Origin of the sequence: Streptomyces sp. NPDC085524, from assembly GCF_044541755.1 — a bacterium.
Lineage (GTDB): Bacteria > Actinomycetota > Actinomycetes > Streptomycetales > Streptomycetaceae > Streptomyces.
In genome coordinates, this window is the sequence record NZ_JBITTH010000044.1 from 1 (window position 1) to 14,602 (window position 14,602).

At 69.9% G+C, this 14,602-nt stretch carries 14 protein-coding genes; 13 read left to right on the forward strand and 1 reads right to left on the reverse strand.

Annotation, left to right across the window (positions count from 1 at the left end):
* Positions 1 to 107 precede the first annotated feature (107 nt).
* From rfbD to ACIGFK_RS40155, 4 genes are all read left to right on the forward strand, one after another.
* Positions 108 to 1,037, forward strand: coding sequence for a dTDP-4-dehydrorhamnose reductase (gene rfbD, locus ACIGFK_RS40140; RefSeq protein ID WP_376662383.1), 930 nt, complete (start codon positions 108 to 110; stop codon positions 1,035 to 1,037).
* A gap of 258 nt (positions 1,038 to 1,295) precedes the next feature.
* Positions 1,296 to 1,985 (forward strand): glycosyltransferase family 2 protein, encoded by a 690-nt coding sequence (locus tag ACIGFK_RS40145; RefSeq protein WP_376662384.1) that lies wholly within the window; start codon positions 1,296 to 1,298, stop codon positions 1,983 to 1,985.
* The gene (locus ACIGFK_RS40150) at positions 1,982 to 2,410 is read left to right on the forward strand and encodes a DUF2304 domain-containing protein (protein WP_376662385.1); all 429 of its coding nucleotides are present in this window, start codon (positions 1,982 to 1,984) and stop codon (positions 2,408 to 2,410) included. The genes ACIGFK_RS40145 and ACIGFK_RS40150 overlap by 4 nt, the downstream gene beginning before the upstream one ends.
* Positions 2,411 to 2,417: 7 nt before the next feature.
* A complete protein-coding gene (locus ACIGFK_RS40155) occupies positions 2,418 to 3,317 on the forward strand; it encodes a glycosyltransferase family 2 protein (protein WP_376662386.1) in 900 nt (299 codons plus the stop codon).
* 80 nt (positions 3,318 to 3,397) lie between these two features.
* On the opposite strand, the gene ACIGFK_RS40160 is transcribed toward ACIGFK_RS40155, so the two are convergent.
* Entirely contained in the window at positions 3,398 to 5,065 is a 1,668-nt protein-coding gene (locus ACIGFK_RS40160) for a hypothetical protein (RefSeq protein WP_386471828.1), read from the reverse strand.
* Positions 5,066 to 5,216: 151 nt separating this feature from the next.
* Between ACIGFK_RS40160 and ACIGFK_RS40165 the strand changes: the two genes are divergently transcribed.
* From ACIGFK_RS40165 to rpsS, 9 genes are all read left to right on the forward strand, one after another.
* Positions 5,217 to 7,022 carry a hypothetical protein gene (locus ACIGFK_RS40165; RefSeq protein WP_376660054.1) on the forward strand — a complete coding sequence of 602 codons (1,806 nt, stop codon included), beginning with the start codon at positions 5,217 to 5,219 and terminating at the stop codon, positions 7,020 to 7,022.
* A 118-nt stretch (positions 7,023 to 7,140) separates the two neighbouring features.
* On the forward strand, positions 7,141 to 9,777 hold the full coding sequence (locus tag ACIGFK_RS40170) for an N-acetylmuramoyl-L-alanine amidase (RefSeq protein WP_400055847.1): 2,637 nt from the start codon (positions 7,141 to 7,143) through the stop codon (positions 9,775 to 9,777).
* 80 nt (positions 9,778 to 9,857) lie between these two features.
* Positions 9,858 to 10,994, forward strand: a complete 1,137-nt coding sequence (locus ACIGFK_RS40175; protein ID WP_376660052.1) for a hypothetical protein — start codon at positions 9,858 to 9,860, stop codon at positions 10,992 to 10,994.
* A 471-nt stretch (positions 10,995 to 11,465) separates the two neighbouring features.
* Positions 11,466 to 11,774 carry a 30S ribosomal protein S10 gene (rpsJ, locus tag ACIGFK_RS40180; protein ID WP_003948644.1) on the forward strand — a complete coding sequence of 103 codons (309 nt, stop codon included), beginning with the start codon at positions 11,466 to 11,468 and terminating at the stop codon, positions 11,772 to 11,774.
* 14 nt (positions 11,775 to 11,788) lie between these two features.
* A complete protein-coding gene (gene rplC / locus ACIGFK_RS40185; RefSeq protein WP_007265899.1) occupies positions 11,789 to 12,433 on the forward strand; it encodes a 50S ribosomal protein L3 in 645 nt (214 codons plus the stop codon).
* Between the two features lie 4 nt (positions 12,434 to 12,437).
* The gene (gene rplD / locus ACIGFK_RS40190) at positions 12,438 to 13,088 is read left to right on the forward strand and encodes a 50S ribosomal protein L4 (RefSeq protein ID WP_376660051.1); all 651 of its coding nucleotides are present in this window, start codon (positions 12,438 to 12,440) and stop codon (positions 13,086 to 13,088) included.
* On the forward strand, positions 13,088 to 13,411 hold the full coding sequence (gene rplW / locus ACIGFK_RS40195; RefSeq protein WP_007265901.1) for a 50S ribosomal protein L23: 324 nt from the start codon (positions 13,088 to 13,090) through the stop codon (positions 13,409 to 13,411). Before rplD ends, rplW begins: the two co-directional genes overlap by 1 nt.
* Positions 13,412 to 13,450: 39 nt before the next feature.
* Positions 13,451 to 14,287, forward strand: a complete 837-nt coding sequence (gene rplB, locus ACIGFK_RS40200) for a 50S ribosomal protein L2 (protein WP_007265902.1) — start codon at positions 13,451 to 13,453, stop codon at positions 14,285 to 14,287.
* Positions 14,288 to 14,299: 12 nt separating this feature from the next.
* Entirely contained in the window at positions 14,300 to 14,581 is a 282-nt protein-coding gene (gene rpsS, locus ACIGFK_RS40205; RefSeq protein ID WP_249767356.1) for a 30S ribosomal protein S19, read from the forward strand.
* The last annotated feature ends 21 nt before the right edge of the window (positions 14,582 to 14,602 follow it).

Genomic DNA, 14,602 nt, shown 5'->3' on the forward strand with positions numbered 1-14,602 from the left:
TACGCCCCGCAGGTCACCTTCGAGGACGGCATCACGTCGACCATCGCGTGGTACCGCGAGAACCGCGCCTGGTGGGAGCCGCTCAAGGCGAAGGCGGCCGTACAGAGATGAGCTCGTACGCAGCGAAGGCCACCGCACCGCGCTGGGTGGTCACCGGCGCCGCCGGGATGCTCGGCCACGACGTGATGAGCGAGCTCAAGGCCGCCGGGATCGAGGCCGTCGGCCTCGGCCACGACGATCTCGACATCACCGATCCGGCCGCGGTCCGGGCCGCCGTCGAGGGCGCCGCCGTCGTCGTCAACTGCGCCGCCTGGACCGACGTGGACGGTGCCGAGACCGCCGAGGAAGCCGCCACCGCCGTCAACGGCACCGGCGTACGCCTCCTCGCCGCGGCCTGCGCCGACGCCGGTGCGCGCCTGCTGCACCTGTCCACCGACTACGTGCTGCCCGGCAACGCCACGGAGCCGTACGACGAGGACGCCGAGCCCGGCCCGGTCAACGCCTACGGGCGCGCCAAGCTGGTCGGCGAGCAGGCCGTCACGGAGCTGCTGCCGCAGCAGGGCTACATCGTCCGGACCGCGTGGCTGTACGGCGACAACGGGAACAACTTCGTCGCCACCATGCTGAAGCTGGCGACCCAGCGCGAGACCCTGGACGTGGTCGACGACCAGCACGGCCAGCCCACCTGGTCGATCTCCCTCGCCCGCCGCCTCGTCGAACTCGGGCAGGCCGCACTGGAGGGACGCGCCCCCGCCGGGATCTACCACGGCACCGCGAGCGGGCGGACCACCTGGATGGGGCTGGCCCGCGAGACGTTCCGGCTGAGCGGCCTCGACCCGGAGCGGATCCGGCCGACCACGTCGGAGGCGTTCGTCCGCCCTGCGGTCCGTCCCGCCTTCAGCGTGCTCGCGCACGGCCGCTGGGCCGAAGCGGGCCTCGCCCCCCTCTCCGACTGGCACGAGCAGCTGACGGAGGCACTGGCCACGCCCGGCTTCCTCGCGCTCGCGGAACGGGCCAGGAGCGGCAGCACGGGATGAACCCCCTGCCGGGCGCGGTGACCGCGGAGCTGAACCTGATCGTTGCCTACGGTCGCGGTTTTGCGGTGGTGGCGCTCGCTATGCTGGCAGTTCTGAGGCCGAGCTTCCCCCGACCGTCGTGGCAGCCGGTGAAGGATCCCGGCGCACGGCCCGCCAGAGCGGCCTGGGCGTGGGGGCCGTAGGACCATGACCACGCCGGCCCACGACATCACACCGATCACAGAGCACTCGCACGTGCCGCATTCCGCTGGAGCAACCGTGTCCGAATACGACGACGTCTGGCTGGTCATACCGGCCTTCAACGAGGGCCAGGTGATCGCCGACGTGGTCGAGGGGGCCCGCAAGACGTTCCCCAACATCGTCGTCGTCGACGACGGCAGCACCGACGACTCGGCCGAGCACATCGCGGCCACCGGCGCCCACCTGGTGCGCCACCCCGTCAACCTCGGTCAGGGCGCGGCCCTGCAGACCGGCCTCACGTACGCGCTGGCCCAGCCCGGCGCCCGCTACTTCGCCACCTTCGACGCGGACGGCCAGCACCAGACCAAGGACGTCGAGACGATGGTCGCCGTCCTGCGGGCCGACGAGGCCGACGTGGTGCTCGGCTCCCGCTTCATCGAGCAGAACGGCCAGGTGCCGTGGATCAAGCAGGTCGTGCTGCGCACGGCCGCCGCCGTCAGCCCCACCGCGCGCAAGCTCAAGCTCACCGACGCGCACAACGGCCTGCGCGTACTGGGCCGCGAGGCCGCCGAGCAGCTGAACATCACCATGAACGGCATGGCCCACGCATCCGAGCTCGTCGGCTTCCTGGCCGGCTCCGGCCTGCGGGTCACCGAGGTGCCGGTGGACATCCTCTACACGGACTACTCACGCGCCAAGGGCCAGTCCCTGATCAACGGCGTCAACATCCTTTTTGACATTTCGCTGCGGGAGCGTGGGCGTCGATGAAGTACTTCTGGATCCAGCTGCTCCTGATCGCCGGTTCGGTGTCGATGGCGCTGATGTTCATACGCACCTGGAGTCAGGCCAAGAACCGGGCCTGGAAGCGCATCGCCTTCTCGGCGTTCGTCGTCGTCAACGTGTACGCGGTGCTCCGGCCGACCGACGTCACGTGGGTCGCCCAGCAGCTCGGCGTCGGCCGCGGCACCGACCTGGTGCTGTACGTGATGGTCCTCGCGATGGGCTTCCTGACGCTCAACACCTTCCTGCGCTTCCGCTCGCTCGAGAAGAAGATCACCGACCTCGCCCGGACGGTGGCCATCAGCGAGGGCATCCGGCACAACGACGCCCGCCTCGGCGCGGACGTGCCGGCCCCCGCACGGGCAGCCGCGGAAGCCGATTCCTCCGTCGGCCCGGATTCCGTAAAGGCCTGAGAAACACATGGTGTCCTTCGACTTCATGCTCCCGTACTACGGGGACGTGCGGCAGATGCAGGACGCCGTCCGCAGCGTCCTGGCGCAGACGGACCCGGACTTCCGGCTCGTCGTGATCGACGACGGCACGGAACCGGACGTGCCCGGATGGTTCGCGCAGCTCGGCGACGAGCGGGTGCACTACACCCGCAACGAGCGGAACCTCGGGATCACCAGGAACTTCCAGAAGTGCGTGGATCTCTCCGAGGCCGATCACGTGGTCGTCATGGGCTGCGACGACCTGCTGCTCCCGCACTACCTGGAGACCGTGCGCGGGCTCGTCGGGGCCCACCCGGGCATCGGCATGGTCCAGCCCGGCGTCGAGGTGATCGACGGCGCCGGCGTGGTGGCGCAGGGCGCGGTGGACACCGCCAAGAAGCGGCTGTACGCGCCGCGGGTCGAAGGCCGCCGGGTGATGGGTGGCGAGGAACTGGCCGCCAGCGTCCTGCGCGGGAACTGGCTCTACTTCCCCTCGATCGCCTGGCGCGGCGAGGCGCTGCGCCGGGTGAACTTCCGGGACGAGTACTCGGTGATCCAGGACCTGGCGCTCGTGGTCGACCTGCTCGAGGACGGTGAGCAGATGGTGATCGACAACTCGGCCACCGTGTTCCGCTACCGCAGGCACGAGGTCAGCGAGTCCTCGCTCCAGGCGTTCTCCGGCACCCGTTTCACCGAGGCCGAGCGCTACTTCTCCGCGGTCGCCCGCCGCATGGACGCCCGCGGCTGGTCCCGGGCGGCGCGCGCGGCGCGCTTCCACAGCGCTTCGCGCCTGCACGCGCTCACGATGCTGCCGGGCGCGCTGCGCCGGAGGCAGCGCGAGGGCGTCCGGGTCCTGGCCCGGCACGTCTTCACCGCCGGGCAGGGCTGAGGGCCCGCGGGCTCGTAGTGACGGAAGAGCGGCCTGCCGCCGGTCCCGGGACCGGCGGCAGGCCGCTCTTCCGTACGAGGTCAGTGCTTCTTCGACCGCTTCGGCGGCTCGTACGGCGTGCAGACGTGCTTGTCCGCGTAGTGCGGGCACGCGCCGTTCGGCTGCTGCACGTTGTGCGAGAACCAGGCGAGCACGCCGAGGGAGTTGTCGGAGGGGTTCTTCGGCATGTACGTGTAGGCCGTGGCCGATCCGGCCGTGGCGAAGAGCAGCCCCAGCGCGCACAGCACGCCGATCACGGCGGCGCGCGGCTTGACCGCGGTCACCCGGCCGGGCAGCTTCAGCCCGCCCGCGCGCACCCACTCGCGGACCCGGTCGGAGAGCAGGAGCACGGCCACTCCGGTCAGCGCGAGCAGGCAGTACATGATCTGCTGGCTGGTGCGCGGGTACAGCTGCACGGCCTGGTCGCGGGCCATGTGCGAGGCGTACCAGTAGCGCAGGAAGAAGGCGCTGCCGGTGCACGCGGCCAGGGTGAGCACCAGGGGCCGGCGCAGGCCGAGCGCGAAGGCCAGGCCCAGCCCGGCGATCAGCACGAGGGTGAAGAGCCCGACGCCGCCGAGTTCCGCGGGATCCGAGTAGCCGACGGTGCGCAGCGGGCCCGGCAGCGAGCTGCCCCACATGGTGAAGTAGGCCGGGTCGCTGTAGGTGTCGAAGTAGAAGTACGAGTCCTTGGTCGCCCCGCTCGCGCCGAGCAGCCGGATCATGTACGTCCCCGCCAGCGCGAGGAAGACCACGACGGCCGACGCCAGCGGGAGCAGTCCGTCGAGGAGCCCGCGCATCCCGCTCCGGCGGGCGAGGCCGACCAGCACGATGGCGAAGAGGACGACCACGCCGATCGAGGACCACACGAACCAGCCCGAGTACAGCAGGAACAGCGCGGCGAGCAGCGCGCCGAGTCCGGCGCCGATGAGGGCCGAAATCTTGCGGCCGCGGTTCGAGGCCTCTTGGACGACCTGTACCAGCTTCGCGAACACGGGGATCACGACCACCAGCACCAGCGCGCTGTACGGCTTGACCGGGTCGATCAGCGGCAGCGAGGCGGTCACGCCGATCCCGAGCGCCCACAGCGGGGACAGGAGCATCCGCCAGGCCAGGTAGGCGACGGGCCCGCCGATGGCGAGGAAGCCGAGCATGACCCACTTCGAGGCCTCCTGCACGTGGCCGTCGAAGAAGAGTTCCGCGGTCCAGGCGAGCACGTGCGGGAAGCCCGGCGGGTACTCGGGTGGCATGGACCCGCCGTCGATGACGTTGTAGGCCCACTGCTGGAGGTTCCCGAGGTCGCCGGTGTTGGCGGAAATGGGCCAGATCGTGCCGCGCAGGGCCATCACGATCCCGGAGGCGGTCACACCGGAGGAGAGACCGGCGACCGCGGCCGCGCCGAGCCGGACGGCTGCGCCCGGCCTGACCCGGGCGAGCAGGAAGTAGCCGAGGAGGACTGCCGCCAGCACCACCAGGAGCCGCAGCTGGACCCCGGCCAGCCCGCTGACCTGCCCGATCCGGTCCAGCGGGTTGATCCGTATGCGCATGCACAGTACGAAGAGCAGCAGGGCGGTACCGAAGGCCGTGGCGGCCTCCGCGGCCAGCAGGGCGAAGGAGCGGGGGAATCCGCCGCCGCGTTCGTGCGGGGTCCGGCGATCGGCTGCCGGGGCCGGGCCTGACGCCGGCACAGGAGCGGGAGCGGTGACAGTCATGGCCGCCAATTTACCTGTCGGCGCAGGGCGGCTTCACTGTGTGAACCAAGGGCCATCGATTGATCGCCCTTGGTACCGTTGCCGGGACGAGGACCGCGCGCCGAGGCGTTCGAGGGTCTTCAAACCCGATGCAGAACAGGAAGTGCCAGGGGTGCAGTCCGTCACCGAGACCACCGACGCGGCCGACGTGTCCACACCCGGGACGGCCGGGAGGCCGGACAGGACCGAGCGCCTGCTCGCACAGGGGAAGTCCCTCGCCGGCAGGCCGTGGTTCTGGCCCGTGGTCCTCGTGTCCGGCTACCTGGCCCAGGTGTTGTTCCGGCTCTCCCTGGTGCTGCACAACAGCTACCCGTCCGTCCACGCGGACGAGGACACGTACCTGGTGCTTGCGCGGGTGCTGGCCGGGGGGTCCGTGACGGAGAGCCCCGTCGGCGAGGTGATCCCCGGCGGCTACCCGCTGCTGATCTCCCCGGCCCTGCGGTTCGCGGACGACCCGGCCACCGCGTACCACCTGGTCATGGGCATCAACACGCTGATCAACGCCCTGGTCTTCCCGCTCGTCTACGTCGCCCTCCGGCGGCTCGACCTGTCCAAGGGCCTCTCGGTCCTGATCGCCACGGCGGCCGCGCTGATGCCGCCGGTGATCTTCTACTCCGAGTTCGTCATGTCGGACACGCTGCTGCCGGTGGTCCTCCTCGGGTGGCTGATCACCATGCACGGCTGGCTGAGCGAGGGCGAGCCGCGCCGCCGTGTCCGGTACGGGGCGGGCGTCGGCCTGCTGGCCGGGTACGCCATGTCGGTGCACGACCGGGGCGGCGTCGTGGTCGCCCTCACGGGCGTGGTGCTGCTGGCCGCGCTCGTCTTCAGGTGGGCGCCGCTGAAGTCGACGCTCGCCGCTTGGGGAGGGCTCGCCGTCTCCGTGGCGGGCGCCATGCTGCTCCAGGCCTGGCTGCGGGCTCAGTTCAGCGACACGCCGCCGAGCGAGGTGGGCGCCAAGGTCTTCGACACCTTGTTCGACGCCGGCATGCTCCGCCAGACGGTGACCCGTACCGTCGGCCAGCTCTGGTACTTCTGCGTCTCCTCCTGGGGCTTCGGCGCGCTCGCCCTCGCCCTGTGCGTGTTCGCGGTGTTCAGCCCGCGCTTCACGCGCGCCTCGCGGGTGGTCTCCTTCGTCATGGTCGCGCTGCTGTGCGGGATCGCGCTCGCCGCGGCCGCCGGACTGCCGCCGGACGACCGGGTCGACAACTGGATCTACGCCCGCTACCTGGCCCCGCTCGTGCCGGCCTTCTTCCTGGTGGGCGTCGCCGTCCTGCACCGCGCGCGAGCCGGTGCGCTGCTGCGGCTGGTGCTGGGCGCGGTGCTGTTCATCGTCCTGAGCGCCGAATTCGTGATCCTGTCCGCGGGCAGGAACCTCCACAAGGTGCCGATCATCAAGTGGGCCATGCCCGACGCGCTGTTCCTGGCCTCCGAGTGGACCAAGGTGCACATGTGGCGGACGGTCGCCGGAGCCCTGCTGGTGCTCGCCGCCTGCGTGCTCTTCCGCCTCGCCGGCGGGCGCCGGGTCACCTGGGCCCTGGGGGTGTCGCTGGCCCTGCTCGCCACGTACGCGACGGTCACGGTCACCGCGAACGTCGCCAATGTGTACCCGGAGCGGAGCAGGGCGCAGGCCAGCGGCTTCACCAAGGCCGCGGGGCTGCGGCCCGGCGAGAACCTGGTCATGGACTGGGACATCGACTGGGGCATGCGGATGGCGCAGGCGTACGAGGTGTACAAGGGCCGGGTCTGGACGCGGGACCTGGAGAACGGCGAACAGCCGCCGGCGAAGGCGGACGCGGCGCTCCTCCAGCTCGCCAAGGAGGACGCCACGCCGCAGGACACCTGGCCGCACGCGCCCGAGGGCTGGTACGTGGCCAAGGTGGACAAGAAGTACGGCTGGGTGCTCTGGCGCCGCCACTGAGCGACCGGGGCCCGCGCCTCGAACCTGACCCCGCCGACCTCCCCGACACCTCCTGCCCGTAGCATCCGCCCGTTCGCAGGTGTCACTGCTTGACTCTCAACAGGGGTTGGGGAACACGTTGAAACCAGGACGAGTGCGCGGGACGGCTCTTGCCGCCGCGCTCGGGGTCGTAGCGGTACTCGGTTTCCAGGGAGCGGCCAACGGATTCGGCGCGGACGACCTGGACGAGCAGGCGGGCGCGCGCTACCAGGCCACCGGCAGGGCGAAGGCTCCCGTCGAGGGCAAGGTCCACAGGCTCGCGCTCAAGCCGAAGGGGACCGGCAAGGCCGTCCTCTCCCAGCAGGACACCAAGCCCTTCGGGCTCCTCGGTGTCTCCTGGAAGGACCCCTCCGCCCAGGTGAAGGGCACCATCGAGGCCCGCACCCGGGACGCCGAGACCGGCAAGTGGTCGAAGTGGATCACCCTGGACGTGGCCAAGCCGGGCCTCGACGGCAAGCGCCCGGGGCTGCACGGGGCGACCGAGCCCGTCTGGGTCGGCCCCTCCGACGGCGCCGAGGTCCGCGTGGGCGGGGGCACCGGTGAACTCCCCGCGGGGATGGAGCTGAACCTCGTCGACCCGGGCGCGGCGAAGCCCGCGAAGAAGGGCGACCTCGCCGCAGCCCCGGCCGCCTTCGCCCTCCCGGCGGCGGACCCGGTGCCCACCGACCCGCCCACCGTCCCGCCGTCGGTCCCCGGCCCCGACTCCACCGCGCCCAAGCCGGACGTGGTCTCGCGCGTCGCGTGGGGTGCCGACGAGTCCCTGAACAACGAGGGCCCGATCTACCTCCCCGAAGGCAAGGTCAAGGCGGTCTTCGTCCACCACACCACCGGCACGGCCTACGAGTGCAGCGAGTCCGCGGCCATCGTCCGCAGCCTGCACGTCTTCCACGTGCAGACCAACGGCTGGCGCGACCTCGGCTACAACTTCCTCGTCGACAAGTGCGGCACGGTCTTCGAGGGCCGCCAGGGCGGCGTCGACCAGCCCGTCAACGGCGCGCACACCTACGGCTGGAACGCCGAGTCGGCGGGCGTCGCCGTCCTCGGCGACTACACGGACGAGGGCGCCTCGCCCGCCGCGCTCGACGCCGTCGCGAAGATCGCCGCGTACAAGCTCGGCCAGTACGGCGGGGACATCAACGGCACGACGACGCTGGTCGCGGGCGACACCCAGACCAACTTCTTCGGCACCACCTTCACCAAGGGCCAGTCGTACGAGTTCAAGACGCTCTCGGGCCACCGGGACGGCTTCAACACCCAGTGCCCGGGCAACTCGCTGTACCCGCAGCTGGGCACGATCCGCGCGGCCGGACCCGCCGCCGGGCTGAAGATCACCACGGTGAACGGGTCGGCGCCGAAGCCGGGCACCCCCCTGGAGACCACCGTCGGACCGGTGTCCCTCTCCTGGTCGACCACCACGGCGCCCGCCCTGGTCACCAAGTACGAGCTGCTGGTCGACGGAGCCCCGGTCGTGGACGCGGGCAAGGCGACCACGGCCTCGACACCGCCGCTGGCCCTCGGCAACCACGACCTCCAGGTCCGGGCGACCACCACGAACGGCAAGGTGGCCACCAGCCTCCCGGTCACCGTCGTCGCGGTGGCGGCCAAGGACATCACGTTCGTCCCGGTCACTCCGAACCGCCTCATGGACACCCGCACCGGTCTCGGCGTGCGCACGGGCAAGGTGCCCGGCGGCGGCGCCGTCACCCTCCCGGTCACCAGCCCGGAGATGAAGAACGCGACCGCGGTCGTCCTCAACGTGACGGCGACGAACCCGACGCAGGCCAGCTACGTCTCGGTCTACCCGGGCGATGCCTCCGCGCCCCGCCCCAACGCGTCGAACCTGAACTTCACGGCCGGCCAGACGATCCCGAACCTGGTGGTCGTCCCGGTCGCGGACGGGAAGGTCAGCTTCTACAACAACGCGGGCAGCGTCGACCTGATAGCCGACATCACCGGCTACTTCACGTCGAGCGGCGAGGGCGCCACGCAGACCAGCTACGGCCCGACCCGCCTGATGGACACCCGGGACGGCCTCGGCGTCCCGCGGCAGAAGGTGGCCGGAGGCACCGCGGTCAGCCTCGACATCCCCGTCGCCGGGGCCAAGGCGGTCGTGCTGAACGTGACGGCGACGAACGCGACGCAGGCCAGCTACGTGTCGGTCTACCCGGGCACCACGACCGCGCCCCGGCCCACGGCCTCGAACCTGAACTTCACCGCCGGCCAGACGATCCCGAACCTGGTGATCGTCCCCGTGGTCGACGGCAAGGTCAGCTTCTACAACAACGCGGGGACCGTCGACCTGATCGCCGACATCACCGGCTACTTCTCCGACAGCAGCGCGGGATCGACGCAGACCAACATCGGCCCCAAGCGCCTCATGGACACCCGTGAAGGCCTGGGCGTCCCGCAGAAGCCGGTCGTGGGAGGCTCCACCGTCACCCTCCAGCTCACGGGCACCGAGGGCGTCCTGCCCGCCGGGGTCACCGCCGTCGTGCTGAACGTGACGGCGACGAACCCGACGCAGGCCAGCTACGTGTCGGTCTACCCGGGCGGGGCGACGGCCCCTCGTCCCACCGTCTCGAACCTGAACTTCACCGGCGGCCAGACGATCCCGAACCTGGTGATCGTCCCCGTGGTCGAAGGGAAGGTCACCTTCTACAACAACGCCGGTTCCGTGGACCTTCTCGCGGACATCACCGGGTATTTCAGCAAGTGATCCAATGCCGTGAATCGGCAGGTGAGAGGCTCCGCACAGCACGTGCGGGGCCTCTCGTACGCTCAGGGACAGGGTGGGGAATGAGCAGGAACGACGACGACCGGCGAGCCGGGCAGAGCCCCTCGGACGAGGAGTGGGCGCGGTTCATGGAGCAGGCCGCGGCGGGGGAGGGCGAGGCGCCCCGGGAGCCGTCCGCGCGGGCCCGGATGGTGACCGAGAGGCTGCGGCACGAGCAGGACCCGCCGGGCTGGCGCACCGGCCCGGCGTGGCAGGAGATGCAGGGCCGCGGCCGGCGCAAGAGGCGGCTGAAGGCCGCGCTGGCCGTCGCGGCCATCGCGGGGGTCGCGCTGGTCGCCGTACGGCCGGAGCTGGTCATCGACCGCATCACGGGCAGGACGCAGGCCCGCGAGGACGCCAGGAACGCGGGCCCGCTGGCGGCGGAGACCGCCCGCCCGACCGCCCCGCCGCCGTCGGCGGACCCGGACCGCCCGACCCTGCAGGAACCTTTCCGCGGCTCTCCGGCCCTCCAGTGGGCGGACGGCGCCGCCGGCATCGAGCTCCCGGAGGCCGCCGCCGTCGGCGGGGTGCCCAAGGAGAAGATCGCCGACGCGCTCCGGAACGCCAAGGCGTTCCTGGTCGCGTCCAATCTGGACCCGGCGGCACTGAAGGGGGAGCGGCCCGCGGCGGCCCTGGCCCTGCTGGACCCCGAGCACACCGAGGTGTCGGCGGACCTGGAGAAGTCCCTGGCCGGGCCGAGCAAGGAGCAGGACCCGATGAGCCTGTTCACCCGGTACGACCCGGCCGAGGTGAAGCCCGTGGGCGAGGTGGTCAAGGTCCGCGGCCGGATGTGGGTGGAAGCCGGGAAGGAAGCCGGTCAGGCCCACGTCAGGGCCGACTACTCGTTCGTGTACCCGCTGGTGAAGGCCGCACCGGGCGCGGACCAGGTCGAGCGCACCATCGTGCGCCGCGAGATCACCTTCCTGGTGGCCGACCCGCGCAAGTGGCAGGTCACCGCCGGAAAGCTCCGGCTCGCGGACTTCCGCGTAGACCTCGCCAACAGCGCCTGCGAGGTCTACGACGGCTACATGCACCCCGGCTTCGACACGGACCCCGTGGCCGGATCCACGCCCTCCGGAACCCCCAAGGACCCGTACGACCGGAGCAAGAGCATCGGGGCGGGCACCCAGGAGGGCTGCGGGACGGTGTCCCGGTCCTGACCCGGCGGAATACCCCGCGCGGGGGACAGGGGTGGGGCGGTTTGACCACTCAGCGTGGCGGGGTATTCTCTTCGGCCCGATTGGCCAGGTACGTGCCTCGTATGGCAGACTACTCAAGTTGCTCGGCTGAGTGCCGATGCTGCGCGCCTCCCGCCGGGGGGACCGGAAGCGAGTCCCACAGTACTCGTCGTCCTTAATCTGCCTCTCGGGGCAGCAATGGGGGCGGACGTACGGGAATCTTCTGGGAAGTGTCAGCACGGCGCCCACCAGGCGCTCGGTGGGTGTTTCTCCCCCGAAACGCGGTCACAGGGACCGCACCCCCTTGGACGAGGGAATTTCCGTATGGGAATTTTCTGTAGAGGGTGTGCGACACGCCCGACCGCGTGGGTCGGAGAGAAGCCGCGGGACCAAGTCCCGCAGCCGACCGAGGGCCAGAGCGTTTCCACATAGAGACAGGACTACGGAGTAGCCATGGCGGGACAGAAGATCCGCATCCGGCTCAAGGCCTACGACCACGAGGTCATCGACTCCTCGGCGAAGAAGATCGTCGAGACGGTGACCCGCACTGGTGCGTCGGTCGCGGGCCCGGTGCCGCTGCCCACTGAGAAGAACGTGTACTGCGTCATCAAGTCGCCGCACAAGTACAAGGACTCGCGCGAGCACTTCGAGATGCGCACGCACAAGCGCCTGATCGACATCCTCGACCCGACGCCCAAGACCGTTGACTCGCTGATGCGCCTGGACCTTCCGGCCGGCGTTGACATCGAGATCAAGCTCTGAGAGGCGTCGAGAAGATGGCAAAGCAGATCAAGGGCGTCCTGGGCGAGAAGCTCGGCATGACCCAGGTCTGGGACGAGAACAACCGTGTCGTCCCGGTGACCGTCGTCAAGGCCGGGCCCTGCGTCGTTACCCAGGTCCGTACGAACGACATCGACGGCTACGAGTCGGTCCAGATCGCCTTCGGCGAGATCGACCCGCGCAAGGTGAACAAGCCCCTCAAGGGCCACTTCGCCAAGGCCGACGTGACCCCCCGCCGCCACCTGGTGGAGCTCCGCACCTCCGACGCCAGCGAGTACACGCTCGGCCAGGAGATCACTGCTGAGGTGTTCGAGTCCGGCGTCAAGGTTGACGTCACGGGCAACAGCAAGGGCAAGGGCTTCGCCGGTGTCATGAAGCGGCACAACTTCCGGGGCCTCGGCGCCGGTCACGGTGTGCAGCGCAAGCACCGCTCCCCCGGTTCGATCGGTGGCTGCGCCACCCCTGGGCGTGTCTTCAAGGGCATGCGCATGGCCGGTCGCATGGGTAACGAGCGCGTCACCACCCAGAACCTGACCATCCACGCGGTTGACGCGGAGAAGGGTCTGCTCCTCATCAAGGGTGCGGTCCCCGGTCCGAACGGCGGCCTCGTCCTGGTCCGTACCGCGGCCAAGGGGGCTTGAGGTAATGAGCACCATTGACATCCTTTCGCCGGCAGGCGACAAGGCCGGTACCGTCGAGCTCCCCGCGGAGATCTTCGACGCGAAGACCAGCGTTCCGCTGATCCACCAGGTCGTTGTCGCTCAGCTGGCTGCTGCCCGTCAGGGCACGCACAAGACCAAGACCCGTGGCGAAGTCCGTGGTGGTGGCCGCAAGCCGTACCGCCAGAAGGGCACCGGCCGCGCCCGTCAGGGTTCGACCCGCGCTCCGCAGTTCGCCGGCGGTGGCGTCGTCCACGGCCCGCAGCCGCGTGACTACTCGCAGCGGACCCCGAAGAAGATGAAGGCCGCCGCCCTCCGCGGTGCCCTCTCGGACCGTGCGCGTCACTCCCGCATCCACGTCGTCACCGGCGTGGTCGAGGGTGCCGCTTCCACCAAGGCCGCCAAGACGCTGTTCGGCAAGATCTCGGAGCGCAAGAACCTGCTCCTGGTCGTCGACCGCAGCGAAGAGGCCTCGTGGCTGTCCGCCCGCAACCTGCCCCAGGTTCACATCCTGGAGCCGGGCCAGCTGAACACGTACGACGTGATCGTCTCTGACGACGTGGTCTTCACCCAGGCCGCTTTCGAGTCCTTCGTGTCTGGCCCCAAGGCCGATGAGACCGAAGGGAGCGACGCCTGATGTCTGAGGCGACCGTTACCAGCAAGACCTTCACCGACCCGCGCGACCTGCTGATCAAGCCGGTCGTCTCGGAGAAGAGCTACGCGCTGCTGGACGAGAACAAGTACACGTTCATCGTCGCGCCCGGCGCCAACAAGACCCAGATCAAGCAGGCCGTCGAGGCGGTCTTCTCGGTCAAGGTCACCGGGGTCAACACGATCAACCGTCAGGGTAAGCGCAAGCGCACCAAGACCGGTTTCGGCAAGCGCGCCAACACCAAGCGCGCCATCGTGACCCTTGCCGAGGGCAACCGTATCGACATCTTCGGCGGCCAGGCCTCCTAACGGAGGTCTAGTCGTCCGGAATCGGACGAGGACTGAGAAATGGGTATCCGCAAGTACAAGCCGACGACCCCGGGCCGTCGTGGCTCCAGCGTCGCCGACTTTGTCGAGATCACGCGGTCCACGCCGGAGAAGTCGCTGGTCCGCCCGCTGCACAGCAAGGGCGGCCGTAACAACACCGGTCGTGTGACCGTTCGCCACCAGGGCGGTGGCCACAAGCGCGCCTACCGCGTGATCGACTTCCGTCGTCACGACAAGGACGGCGTGCCGGCCAAGGTCGCGCACATCGAGTACGACCCCAACCGCACCGCGCGCATCGCGCTGCTGCACTACGCCGACGGCGAGAAGCGCTACATCATCGCGCCGCGCGGTCTGCAGCAGGGTGACCGGATCGAGAACGGCCCGACGGCCGACATCAAGCCGGGCAACAACCTCGCGCTCCGCAACATCCCGGTCGGTACCACGATCCACGCGATCGAGCTCCGCCCCGGTGGCGGCGCCAAGTTCGCGCGTTCGGCTGGTGCCTCCGTGCAGCTGCTCGCGAAGGAGGGCGTGATGGCCCACCTCCGCATGCCGTCCGGTGAGATCCGTCTCGTCGACGCGCGCTGCCGCGCCACGGTCGGCGAGGTCGGCAACGCCGAGCAGTCGAACATCAACTGGGGCAAGGCCGGCCGCATGCGCTGGAAGGGCGTTCGCCCGACCGTCCGCGGTGTCGCGATGAACCCGGTTGACCACCCGCACGGTGGTGGTGAGGGCAAGACCAGTGGTGGTCGCCACCCGGTCTCCCCGTGGGGTCAGAAGGAGGGTCGTACTCGCTCGCCGAAGAAGGCTTCGAGCAAGTACATCGTCCGCCGCCGCAAGACGAACAAGAAGCGCTAGGAGCGGGTTTAGATGCCGCGCAGTCTCAAGAAGGGACCCTTCGTCGACGACCACCTCGTGAAGAAGGTGGACGCTCAGAACGAAGCTGGTACCAAGAACGTCATCAAGACCTGGTCCCGTCGCTCGATGATCATCCCGGCCATGCTGGGTCACACCATCGCGGTGCACAACGGCAAGACCCACGTCCCGGTGTTCGTCACCGAGTCGATGGTCGGCCACAAGCTCGGCGAGTTCTCGCCGACTCGCACCTTCCGCGGCCACGTCAAGGACGACCGGAAGTCGAAGCGCCGCTAATCGCGGGGTGGTTACGACTAT

Excerpts from the sequence above, each read along its gene's own strand:
- ACIGFK_RS40150 (WP_376662385.1), top strand. The coding sequence starts at position 1,982 with ATGAAGTACTTCTGGATCCAGCTGCTCCTGATCGCCGGTTCGGTGTCG.
- rpsS (WP_249767356.1), top strand. The coding sequence starts at position 14,300 with ATGCCGCGCAGTCTCAAGAAGGGACCCTTCGTCGACGACCACCTCGTG.
- rplD (WP_376660051.1), top strand. The coding sequence starts at position 12,438 with ATGAGCACCATTGACATCCTTTCGCCGGCAGGCGACAAGGCCGGTACC.
- rfbD (WP_376662383.1), top strand. The coding sequence starts at position 108 with ATGAGCTCGTACGCAGCGAAGGCCACCGCACCGCGCTGGGTGGTCACC.
- ACIGFK_RS40175 (WP_376660052.1), top strand. The coding sequence starts at position 9,858 with ATGAGCAGGAACGACGACGACCGGCGAGCCGGGCAGAGCCCCTCGGAC.
- rplB (WP_007265902.1), top strand. The coding sequence starts at position 13,451 with ATGGGTATCCGCAAGTACAAGCCGACGACCCCGGGCCGTCGTGGCTCC.
- rplC (WP_007265899.1), top strand. The coding sequence starts at position 11,789 with ATGGCAAAGCAGATCAAGGGCGTCCTGGGCGAGAAGCTCGGCATGACC.
- rplW (WP_007265901.1), top strand. The coding sequence starts at position 13,088 with ATGTCTGAGGCGACCGTTACCAGCAAGACCTTCACCGACCCGCGCGAC.
- rpsJ (WP_003948644.1), top strand. The coding sequence starts at position 11,466 with ATGGCGGGACAGAAGATCCGCATCCGGCTCAAGGCCTACGACCACGAG.
- ACIGFK_RS40160 (WP_386471828.1), bottom strand. The coding sequence starts at position 5,065 with ATGACTGTCACCGCTCCCGCTCCTGTGCCGGCGTCAGGCCCGGCCCCG.
- ACIGFK_RS40155 (WP_376662386.1), top strand. The coding sequence starts at position 2,418 with ATGGTGTCCTTCGACTTCATGCTCCCGTACTACGGGGACGTGCGGCAG.